The sequence below is a fragment of the Amycolatopsis sp. cmx-8-4 genome, from assembly GCF_046548675.1.
Lineage (GTDB): Bacteria > Actinomycetota > Actinomycetes > Mycobacteriales > Pseudonocardiaceae > Amycolatopsis.
Genome location: NZ_JAEBDZ010000065.1, coordinates 1 through 10,705, shown reverse-complemented (window position 1 = coordinate 10,705; position 10,705 = coordinate 1). Strand labels below are relative to the sequence as shown.

Annotated in this window: 8 protein-coding genes; 5 read left to right on the top strand and 3 right to left on the bottom strand. The window is 70.6% G+C overall.

Annotated features, from left to right (window positions below):
* The first annotated feature begins 456 nt into the window (after window positions 1-456).
* Window positions 457-1,299 carry a hypothetical protein gene (locus tag ACLJQZ_RS48150; RefSeq protein ID WP_410628406.1) on the top strand — a complete coding sequence of 281 codons (843 nt, stop codon included), beginning with the start codon at window positions 457-459 and terminating at the stop codon, window positions 1,297-1,299.
* Window positions 1,300-1,330: 31 nt separating this feature from the next.
* Here the strand turns inward: ACLJQZ_RS48150 and ACLJQZ_RS48145 are convergent, their stop codons facing one another.
* Together ACLJQZ_RS48145 and ACLJQZ_RS48140 are read right to left on the bottom strand one after the other, a co-directional pair.
* Complete coding sequence (locus tag ACLJQZ_RS48145; RefSeq protein WP_410628405.1) at window positions 1,331-2,206, bottom strand: fumarylacetoacetate hydrolase family protein; 876 nt, start codon at window positions 2,204-2,206, stop codon at window positions 1,331-1,333.
* A 137-nt stretch (window positions 2,207-2,343) separates the two neighbouring features.
* Window positions 2,344-5,478: a LamG-like jellyroll fold domain-containing protein gene (locus ACLJQZ_RS48140; protein WP_410628404.1), complete on the bottom strand. Its 3,135-nt coding sequence runs from the start codon at window positions 5,476-5,478 to the stop codon at window positions 2,344-2,346.
* 460 nt (window positions 5,479-5,938) lie between these two features.
* On the opposite strand from ACLJQZ_RS48140, the gene ACLJQZ_RS48135 reads away from it, so the two are divergent.
* From ACLJQZ_RS48135 to ACLJQZ_RS48120, 4 genes are read left to right on the top strand one after another with little or no spacing between them, the layout of a single operon-like run.
* A complete protein-coding gene (locus ACLJQZ_RS48135; protein ID WP_410628402.1) occupies window positions 5,939-6,163 on the top strand; it encodes a hypothetical protein in 225 nt (74 codons plus the stop codon).
* 20 nt (window positions 6,164-6,183) lie between these two features.
* Complete coding sequence (locus ACLJQZ_RS48130) at window positions 6,184-8,082, top strand: RiPP maturation radical SAM C-methyltransferase (RefSeq protein ID WP_410628400.1); 1,899 nt, start codon at window positions 6,184-6,186, stop codon at window positions 8,080-8,082.
* 11 nt (window positions 8,083-8,093) lie between these two features.
* Window positions 8,094-8,726, top strand: coding sequence for a DUF5825 family protein (locus tag ACLJQZ_RS48125; RefSeq protein ID WP_410628399.1), 633 nt, complete (start codon window positions 8,094-8,096; stop codon window positions 8,724-8,726).
* Window positions 8,723-9,970: an MFS transporter gene (locus ACLJQZ_RS48120; RefSeq protein ID WP_410628397.1), complete on the top strand. Its 1,248-nt coding sequence runs from the start codon at window positions 8,723-8,725 to the stop codon at window positions 9,968-9,970. The genes ACLJQZ_RS48125 and ACLJQZ_RS48120 overlap by 4 nt, the downstream gene beginning before the upstream one ends.
* Window positions 9,971-10,117: 147 nt before the next feature.
* On the opposite strand, the gene ACLJQZ_RS48115 is transcribed toward ACLJQZ_RS48120, so the two are convergent.
* Complete coding sequence (locus ACLJQZ_RS48115) at window positions 10,118-10,495, bottom strand: MerR family transcriptional regulator (RefSeq protein ID WP_410628395.1); 378 nt, start codon at window positions 10,493-10,495, stop codon at window positions 10,118-10,120.
* Between the last annotated feature and the right edge of the window lie 210 nt (window positions 10,496-10,705).

Below are 10,705 nucleotides of genomic sequence, written 5' to 3'. Positions count from 1 at the left end.
CCCCCCAAGGTGGCGTTGGGTGCGTCCAACGCACCCAATGTGGCGTTGGGTGCGTCCAACGCACCCAACGCCACATTGGGGCGCATCGCCCGGACCCCGTCGACGAACCTCAGACGCACGACACTAGCCGGCTTTGGTCCGATGTGGACGGTCTGCGGCAGAGACAGGAATCAGACAAGTTGAGGGGAAAGTCTAGACCACGGGGAAGACCCTTCTCACACTGGTGGGTGAATATCTCCCTGTCCCCGGAGGTGGTCCCCGAAATGCGTCGAAGGAGTTTCCGCAGAAGCACCGCCTGAAGCAGGTCATCTCCTGATCCGCGTGCGGGGCCACGGCCCCGTGCGCCAGTTTCGCACGCGTCATCGACGGCGGGTGCGTTCCCGGCCTGCGTGAGCGGGCCCCCGCTCACGCACCGGACCGGAGCCTGGGCGATGCGCTTTCAGACTAGGAGTTCTGATGCGAAAATCCCTCATCGCACTCTCCGCCGCGGTCTTCCTCTGCGTGCCGGCCACCGCGATCGCGGCGCCGGCCTCGATGGCCGCGGCGGGCACCACCGTGGCCGGTGCGGTCGACGGCACCACCCAGGTCGCCGCGGCCGACCGGTTCCGGGAGATCCGCACCGGGCAGGCCGGCCACCGCACCGAGGCCACCAGCATCCACGACGACTGGGGCGTCTACACCGGTGGCAGCGCGGTCACCGGGCAGGACGCCGTCCAGGCGGCCTACAACGACCTCAGCGTCTCCGGCGACACCCTCTACGCCCCGACGATGAAGGCCCCCGGTTCCTGTGTGGAGCTGGTGACCGCCTACTCCGGCGGGGCCAAGCAGGTCTGGGCCTGGGACTGGTGCGTCGGCGTGCACGTGGCCAAGTCGGTGAACATCGATGCCGCCTTCCGCACCAACTACGTGACTTCGGTCAACGGCCACGACTCCTACCACGGCAAGGTGGAGCAGACCGACGCGGGCAAGAACACCTGGACCTCGTCGCTGTTCAACTACCACGCCAACCGGTGGGACGTGCTCTACACGCAGTCGGGCACCGACCAGTCCCGGGACAACCGCAGCTGGAACATCTTCGAGGTCTACGCCAGCGGCAGCACCACCGCGGCCTACTGCACAGCGCTGGGCACCCGGAACATCGAGAGCAGCAGCTACAAGATCAAGCTGAACGGCTCCTGGCAGGCCGCGAGCACCGGCAACACCTCGGTGATCTCCAACTCCTCGACCGCGAACTTCCTGTGCCCGAACCTGTCCCGCACCGTGGTGCACGCCAACGATCAGTGGCAGGTCCACCGCTGACCGCCGACCGCCCGAGCTGTCGTGGTGCGGTTCAGCGAGCCGCGAGCGCCCGGCGCACCTCGTCCGCGCCCAGCACCACGGGGGAGCGCAGCGATCCGACCTCGCCGATCTCGATCTCGACGACGTCTCCCGGCCGCAGCCCTTGATCGAGGCCCGGCACGACGGACGTGCCCGTCGAAAGTACGGCGCCGTCGGGGAAGTCGTTGTCCCGCCAGAGGTACTCGACCAAGCCGGCCGGTTCGCGCTTGAGCTGGGCGGTGCCGGCTTCGCCGTCGAACACCTCGTGACCGTCGCGCAGGATGCGCATGCGGAGGCTGAGCGACAGCGGGTCCGGCACCTCCCACGCCGGTCGCACCCGCGCCGACACCGCGCACGAACCGGTGTAGATCTTGGCCTGCGGGAGGTACAACGGGTTCTCGCCTTCGATGCTGCGGGAGCTGACGTCGTCGACCACCACGTACCCGGCGACCTCCCCGGCACCGGTCAGCAGCAGGCCGAGTTCCGGCTCCGGCACGTTGTTGGCGGAATCGGCGCGGACGGCGATCGGCTCGCCGTCGGTGACCACGCGCCACGCGGCCGACTTGAAGAACAACTCGGGCCGCTCCGCGCGGTACACCCGCGCGTAGACGTCCTCGTCGGCACTCTCCTCGCGGCGGGCCTCCTCGGATCGCTGGTAGGTCACCCCGGCGGCCCACACCTCCATGCGGCCGTCCAGCGGCGGCAGCAGGCGCGTCCCGACCGTGGACACGGGCTCTCCGGCGGCCTCCACGAGTTCACGGATCTCCGCCACGGTGTGGCGCAGCAGGTCACTCATCGACGTCACCGCGAGCGGCCGCAGCCGCTCATCGGTGAGCAGGCCGACCCGGGTGTCGCCGGTTCCGTCGGTGAATCGCACCAGGTGGCTCATGCCGGACCTCCTCGTCCGGTGTCGAACCTACGGAGTGCGGAGCGCGGTGGTCAACGAGTGCCGGACAGCCGAGCGGACGCGGGTGCCGCGATGGAGCGCGCGGCACCCGCGTCACCGGGTTCAAGACACCGGAGGCATCAAGAGAGCTGGCCCACCTCCGCGTCCGTCAGCGCCTTGCCGACCACGGCGACGTCGTCGATCGCGCCGCGCCAGAAGTCGGTGTTGCCGCCGTTGTACTTGGCCCGCCCGAGCGTGAACGCGCCGGTGCCGGCGACGGCCGGTCCGGCCGGGGCCGTCGCGACCTTCACGCCGTCCACGTAGAGCCGGATCTCGTTGCCGGCCCGCACTCCCGTCAGCTCGTACCAGCGGCCGATCTCCGGCACGACGTCGTACCGGGCCCGGTTGCCGCCGGGCGTGCTGAACGCGAACGCGCCCTGCCCGTACTGCAGGTAGAACGGGCTTTCCCGGTCCCGGCCGTCCTGGCTCACCGCGGTCGCGTAGTTGCCGGGCAGCTCGTCGAGCCGCACCTTCGCGGACACGGTGTAGTCACCGGTCGTGTCGACGACCGGGCCGTAGGTGTCGGCGGAGCCGCCGGTGAACTGCAGCGCGCCGTCCTGGAACGCCACACCGGTCGGGGTAAGCGTCAGCGGGTTGTCGCCGCCGCTCGAGTCCCTCGCGGTCGTTCCCTTGCGCTCGTCGAGGTTCCACTCGCCTTTGCCCGCGTAGGGGTAGGGCTTGCCCGCATTGGCGCCGGCCTCGATCACGCGCCGGTTGATCTCACGGACGGGACCGGGGTCGACCTTGAGGCGCTTGCGGTCGTAGGTCCAGAGCCCGTTGAGCTCGCCTTCCAGGTCGGTGACCTGCGTGTAGACCGAGGCCGACAGCTCGGCCCGGGCCTGCCCGAGGTAGAACGTGCGGGTGTTGTCGACGTACTTCGCCGTCAGCGCCGCCTTGTCCGCCACGCCGCTGTAGATCGCGATCGGCGCACCCGGCCACTGGTGACCCGGCGTGCGCAGCGTGAAGCCGCCGTGCTCGCCGTCCATCGCGACGCGCCTGCCGTCCGAGGCGGCCGGGTCGGTGTTGTTGTAGTCGTGGTGGTCGATGACGTCACCGCGGCCCGAGTCGCCCTTGGAGGCGCAGCAGTTCACCCCGCTGTGGGCGTTGACGATCCGGCTCGGGTCGGCGGCCTTGACCTGGTCGGCGATCCGGCCGGTGGCCGTCTTGTCCCACTCGCCCCAGCCCTCGTTGAACACGACCCAGGCGTAGACCGACGGGTAGTTCTGCAGCTGGTGCAGCTCTTCGAGGCCCTGGCTGAGCCACGCCTGCTGCGCCGCGGGGTTGTTGCCGTCGTCGAGGGACACGAAGTCCTGCCAGACCAGCAGCCCGAGCTGATCCGCGTGGTAGTACCAGCGGGCCGGCTCGACCTTGATGTGCTTGCGGACGGCGTTGAAGCCGAGGTCCTTCTGCGCCTTCAGGTCGAAGACGAGGGCGTCGTCGCTCGGCGCGGTGTTCAGGCCGTCCGGGTAGAAGCCCTGGTCCAGCTGCATCAGGGAGAAGTACGGCTTGCCGTTGAGCGTCAGCTTGGGGACGCCGCCGACGTTCGTGATGCCGGTGGACCGCATGCCGAAGTAGCTCTTGACCTTGTCGCCGCCCAGCTTGATCTCCAGCTGGTACAGGTACGGGTCGTCCGGCGTCCACAGGTGCGGGTTCGGCACGGCCAGCTTCAGGTTCGCGTTCGCCGGTCCGCTGACCGTGCCGACCTGCCGGCCGCGGGCGTCCTTGGCGACCGCCGTGACGGTGGCGGTGCCCGCGGACTTGACGTTCAGCGCCAGCGAGCTGGTGGTCAGGTCGGGGGTCGTCTTGATCTCGTCGATGCCCCTGTCCGCCACCGGCTCCAGCCACACCGTCTGCCAGATGCCCGACGACGGGGTGTAGAAGATGCCGCCGGGGTTGGGGGACTGCTTGCCCTTGGGCTGGTACGGGCCGGTCGTGTCGGTGACGGCGACGACGATCTCCTGCTCGTCGCCGCGCTTGAGCGCGTCGGTGATGTCGGCGCTGAACGCCGTGTAGCCGCCGGTGTGCTCGGCGACGACCTTGCCGTTCACCCAGACCTTGGCCTGGTAGTCGACCGCGCCGAAGTTGAGCTTGAGGCGCTGCCCGCCGCCGATCTTCCAGTCACGCGGGACGGTGACCGTGCGGCGGTAGAACATGTGGTCCTCGTGCCGTTCGAGCCCGGAGAGCTGCGACTCGATCGGGTAGGGCACGACCACCTTCTCGGGCAGCCGCTTGCCGAACGTGGGCTGCTGGCCCTCCTGGGCGGCCGAGAACTCCCACGGGCCGTTGAGGTTGACCCACTCGTCGCGCTCGAGCTGCGGCCGCGGGTACTCCGGCAACGGGTGGCGCGTGTCGACGTTCTCGCCCCACGTCGTCCGGAGCCGTTCCGTCGACGCGTTCGCGGCACTGCGGATGACCTTGCCGATCTTCGTGCCGTTCACCGCGAGCGCGCCGGCGCCGTCGTAGTAGACGCTGACTCGCTGGCCCTTCAGGACCCTCTCGGCCAGCCGGATCGTGACCCGGTCGCGGTTCGCCGTGACGAGCGAGACCGGCATCGGCGTCGCGTCGACGTCGATCCGCAGATGGTCCTTCAAGTCGTTCGAGCCCGAGACGCGGCCGTCGAAGCCGGCCGTGAGCGTGCGGCCGTCCTGGGACACCTCCGCCGTGCGCGGCACGACCTGGTAGCCGGCCGGCGGCGTGAACGCCGACAGCGGCACGATCTGCTTCGCGATGGCCGCGCTCGACCAGCGCAGGAACATGTTGGCGCCGCCGGTGTCCTGGAACATCTCCAGCTTGAAGTCGTACTGCTTGCCGGCGGTCAGCGTGACCGGCGCGCCGGTCTGCTCGGTGTCCCAGTCGCCGACCCAGTGGTCGATCACCGGGGCGCCGTCGATGAACAGCCGGAACCCGTTGTCGCCGATGGCGTAGAACGTGTAGTCGCCGGTCTGCGGCACGGCGATCTGCCCGGTCCACCGGGCGGTCGTGTGCTCCGTGCGCCCGGTGACCAACCCGAAGACCGAGGTCAGGTCCGGGTGGTCGACCTCCGAGTCGAGCGCGGTGCCGGCCAGGTTGGCGAAGTCGTGCGCGTCCGGCGACGACGGCGTGAAGTACTCGGCCTTCAGGCCGTGCACGGGCTCGGCGGCACCTGCGGGCGGCGTTCCCGACGCCACGCCCAGCACCACCAGCATGGCGAGGAGGACGGAAGCGGCTCTTCTCATCAGCGAGATCCCCTTCATTTTTACAACGTTGTAAAACGCTCTTGGAGAGATCGAAGCAGACAAGTCGGACGTCTATCTACCGCCGAATGTCGGTATCTTGAGGGCCGGCTGCCGAGGCGCCGTGGCAACCGTGTGCAGCGGTGAGCTCGCGTACGGGCGCGACCATCCTCGGGCCGAGCTGCGCCGAGTGGCCCACAGTCCCGAGGCCGCCGCGCCGGTCTCCGACGGCTGACCCGCTCCGAAGGTCTCGGCGATGGCCACCGTCCGGGCCCGCGGCGCGCACGGAACCAGGAAACGTCTCCTTCGGCCCTTGGTTCGGTGACGAAGGTGGATCGACCGTCGAGGAAACGCTTTACCGACGAGGCTTGCGGGATTTACCCTGTAGTTTCGAGGCGGCCGGCGGACGACTTCGCCGGTGCGTCACCAAGTTTCGGAATTCGTGTCGAAACGAGGGGGAAAGATGACATCCACACCCGCTGCCGCGCCCACGATGACGAATCTCGCGGAATCCGACGAGCGTTCCGATGCCGGCCGTGGCATTCGGCCTACCGCCGCTCCGACGTCCGCGCTCACCGTGACACGCCTGGCCGAACGTGACGAACACGCCGGCACCGGCCGCGGCGTGACCATGTACAACGAAGCCGGAAAAGCCGACGCCGTTTCGACCGCCGCGAAACCGCGCTGACCGGCCGAACAAGCGGTTCGATGCCCCGCGGGCTCGGTCCCCGCACCTGCCTGGTGTCGATGCCGTGGCACTCGCTGCACCGTCCTTCCCTCGCGCTCGGCGTACTGCGTGCGGCGTGCGCGCGGGAGGGACTTCCGGTCCCGGTTTCCTACCACGGCAGTCTCGCTTTCGCCGAAATGATGCTGCGGGCCGGTCTGACCGTGGGCGATTACGCGGAAATGGCGGACACCGGGTTCCACCATTCGCTCGGCGAATGGATCTTCGCGGGCGCGCTCAACGGACCCGGTTTCGGTTATGCGGGCATGCGGGATCTGGCCCGCCGCGTCGGCCTGCCCTTCCGCGTCGCCGCGGCGGTTCGCGACCTCGCGGACGAATTCACCGATCAGGCCGCCGACGCGATTCTCGCCCGCGAGCCGGAACTGGTCGGCTTCAGCGCGACCTTCAGCCAGACCATCGCCAGCCTCGCGGTCGCCCGGCGGATCAAGGACCGGCGACCCGGCGTGCGGATCCTGGTCGGCGGCTACTCGACCGATGGCCCGATGGGCGTGGCGCTGCACCGGGAGTACCCGTTCGTCGACTATGTCCTGCGCGGCGAGGCCGACGTGAATTTTCCGAAACTGCTCAGGGCTCTCGCCGGATGCGACGCGACCGGAACCCGTGACGGCCTCGACGACGTGCCCCAGCTGTGCTGGCGGGCCGACGACGGCGCCACCCGGGTCAGTCCGGTCCCGTCCCGGCTGGTCCCGCCGACGTCGATCACGACACCGGACTACGACGACTGGTTCGCCGCCGTTCCCGCCTCCGTCGCGGCCCGCGTCGAACCGGAGCTGGTCGTGGAGTCCTCCCGCGGCTGCTGGTGGGGCGAGAAACACCACTGCGTCTTCTGCGGCCTCAACGGCACCGCGATGACCTACCGGGCCAAACCCGCCGGGTCCTTTGTGGACGAGGTGCTCGGGCTGGTGCGCCGGCACCGGATCCTCGACGTCACCACGATCGACAACATCCTGCCGAACGAGTTCTACCGGTCGGCGCTGCCGGAACTGGCCGGCGCCGGCCACGACCTGCGCATCCACTACGAGATCAAGGCCAACGCGCGGATCGAGGACGTGGCCGCGCTGCGGGCGGCCGGGGTGTGGGACGTCCAGCCCGGCGTCGAGAGCCTGGTCGACGACGTGCTGCGCCGGATGCGCAAGGGCGTCCGCGGGGCACACAACGTGCGGATGCTGCGCGACGGTGCCTCGGCCGGGCTCACCGTCAGCTGGAACTGGTTGTACGGGTTTCCGGGCGAACGCGCGGCGGACTACGCCGCGGTCGTGGCCCAGCTGCCCGCCCTGGTGCACCTGCAACCGCCCAGTGGTGCGGCACGGATTGCCCTGCAACGGTTTTCGCCGAACTTCGACGACCCGCGCCACGGCTTCACCGAGCGTCGCCCGGCGGCGGGGGTGCGCTTCGTCCACGACATCGACGACCCGGAGCGGCTCGCCGAGCTCGTCTACTCCTTCGACACCCCGGACCAGGGACTCACGGCCGAGGAGGTCGCGCCGCTGGTCGACGCGCTGGCCGCGTGGACCGCGGGCTACGCGGGCAGTGCGCTGATCGCCCGGAGCATCGGCGACGTCGTGGTGATCCGGGACCGGCGCCACGGCTGGGCGCCGGTCGACCACGTGCTCGAGCACCCGCGGGAAATCGCGGCCTGGCGAGCGCTGGAAACCGGTCGCGCCCCGCTCCGGGTCCTCGCCGAACTGAACCACGAACAGCACCACGACTGGGACCCGGACGACTTCGACCACTGGCTTCGCCGGCTCGGGGAGGCCGGCCTGGTCTTCACCGACGGCGATGTGTGGATCACCCTGGCCACCTCACCCGCCGTGGCGGGGAAGGCCCACTTGCCGTTGTCGGTGCTCACGCCGTCCGCCTGAGGAGGAGCCGCATGCGTACCCTGTCCGCTCCGCACCCGGCGTGGCCCGAAACGGTCGACCTCGACTTCGGCCGGATCGACGCCGATCCGGGCGGCGCCCTGCTCGTCGTGGCCGGACTGGCCGCGCGTGCGCAGCGGCTGCGGCTGCCGGAGCCGTTCGCCTTCGGCGAGTGCGCGCACCGCGACGCGACGATGGTGCGCTTGCTCGCCACCGCCGCGGCGGCGTTCGTCCCGGTGGACTGGACCTTGCGGGAGCCGTTGCCGGACACCGTTCCCGAACGCGCGTTGTGCCACCTGCCGCCACCACGGGACGACGGGGAGCTCGGTCGCGGCTGGCGTGCCGCCCACGACGTCGGCAGCTGCACCTACCGGTACGGCCCGGGGTTCGTCCTCATCCACGACACCCGTCCGGGCGGGCCGATCAACCGCGTCCACGTCGAGGCCGGCTGGGTCGACACCTTCCGGACCCTGGCCGGCACGGACCGGCCACCGGCCGACGGCGCGGCGGCGGATCTCGTCGACCAGCTGGCGGCGCACCAGCTCGCCCTGCGGCTGGACGACCGGTACGCCGTCGTGCTGCCCTACCACGCGGATCGGCGTCCGCCACCCGGCCGGGTGGTCCCGCCGGTGCGGCCGAGCCCGTGACCGACGCCTCGCCGGACACGTCGGCGGCCGGGCTGCGCGGGCATCGCGCGTTCCGGTTCCTGTGGACCGCGGACGCCGCCTCCCAGCTGGGTACCGCCGCCGCGACCGCGCTGGTGCCCCTGCTCGCCGCGACCACCCTCGGCGCCACGCCGCTGCAGATGGGCCTGCTCACCGCGGCGGAGACCGTGGCGTTCCTGGTCATCGGCCTGCCCGCCGGTGCCTGGATCGACCGGACCCGCCGCCGCCGCGCGGTGCTCGTCGGCGCCGACGTCGTCCGGGCCCTGCTGTTCTTCGGGCTTCCGGTCGCGGGCTGGACCGGTGTGCTGGACTTCGGGCAGCTGCTCGTCACGGCGGTGCTCGTCGGCGTCGCGACCGTGTTCTTCGACGCCGCCTACCAGGCGTACCTGCCGGTCGTGATCGGGCTGGAGAACCTGGAAACCGGCTACGCGCGCCTGCAGATCACCCTGTCGGTCGCCGCGGCCGCCGGGCCCGGCATCGGCGGCCTGCTCACGCGCGTGCTCGGTGCCGCATCCGGGCTGGTGCTCACCGGGGCGGGCTACCTGGTGTCGGCCGCGCTCCTGTCGCGCGTCCGGGCCGACGTGCCGCCGATCCCGCCGCGGCCGCGAGAGGTGCGGCTGCGCACCGAGATCGCCGAGGGCCTCCGCTACATCGTGCGCCACCGCCAGCTCCGCCCGCTGGCCGTCGCGAGTTCCGTCGCCGCGTTCTTCACCGCGGGCATCATGTCCATGGAGATCCTGTTCTTCACGCACGACCTGCACCTGGACGCGGCGGGCGCGGGCGTGCTGCTGGCCCTGTCGGGAGTGGGCAGCGTCATCGGCGCCGCGACGACCGGCCGCTGGACCCGCCGCCTCGGGGCGGCTCGCGCCAACTGGCTGGTGCCGGTGCTGACGTGGCCACCCCACCTGCTGCTCCCACTGGCCCAGCCGGGCCCGCTCGGCCTGGCCCTGGCCGCGACGGGCATCGTCATCCACGCCGCCGGCGGCACGACCTACAACGTGATCGTGATGACCCGCCGCCAGCACCTGACCCCGGACGCCCTGCGCGGCCGCGTCCACACGAGCATGCGCGTGCTCATCTGGGGAACCATGCCACTGGGCGCACTGGCCGCGGGAGTCTTCGCCGAGTCGACGGGCACGCGCGCGACCCTGACGATCGCCGTCGCCGGAATCCTCATCGCGATCGTGCCCGCGGCCTGGTCCGCCCGCGAGCACCCGGCGCCTTGACGTCCCGCGGGGGAGGTCAGGACAGGTGCCGCGCCGCCGAGATCGAACAGGCCCGTGGCCGGAAGGCCGCGCGCGGGGCGATGCGCCGTACCCTCGACCGGATGGCCGACCTCGTCGAATCGCACTGAGCACCACCGGCGGACCGCATCAGCTGCCGACCACCGCCCGGAGCGACGCGCGGTGGGCCCGGTTCGCGGCGAGGAGCCCGTCGAGCGAGTCACGGGTGTGGACGAGGTCGGCGATGTGCCGGGTCAGCCGGTCGCGTTCCTGCTGCATCCGCGCGAACGCGGCGTCCGAGTTGCCCTCGCTGGGGGACTCGACGCAGGGCAGCAGCTCGGCGATCGTGCGGCTGGACAGGCCGGCGTCGAACAGCCGCTGGATGAAGGCCACCCGCTCGATTTCGTCGTCCGTGTAGTGCCGTTGCCCGCTGGTGCTGCGGGTGCTGGTGAGCAGACCCTGCTGTTCGTAGTAGCGCAGGGAACGCACGCTCACCCCGGCTTGTGCCGCCAGTTCGCCGATCCGCACGACGTCCTCCCGGTGGTGACCAGTGACAGGAAGCGGCTCCTCCGACCGTGATGTCGATCTTAGCCGCGCGACCACGTCGCGGTACTAGTGTCCTGCGCCGGAAATTCGTGAGATATATCGGGCGAGCGAGTCGAGGATCTCTTCGGCAGTCTTCTTCCACACGAACGGCTTGGGGTCCTCGTTCCAGTCCTTGATCCACTCGCGGACGTC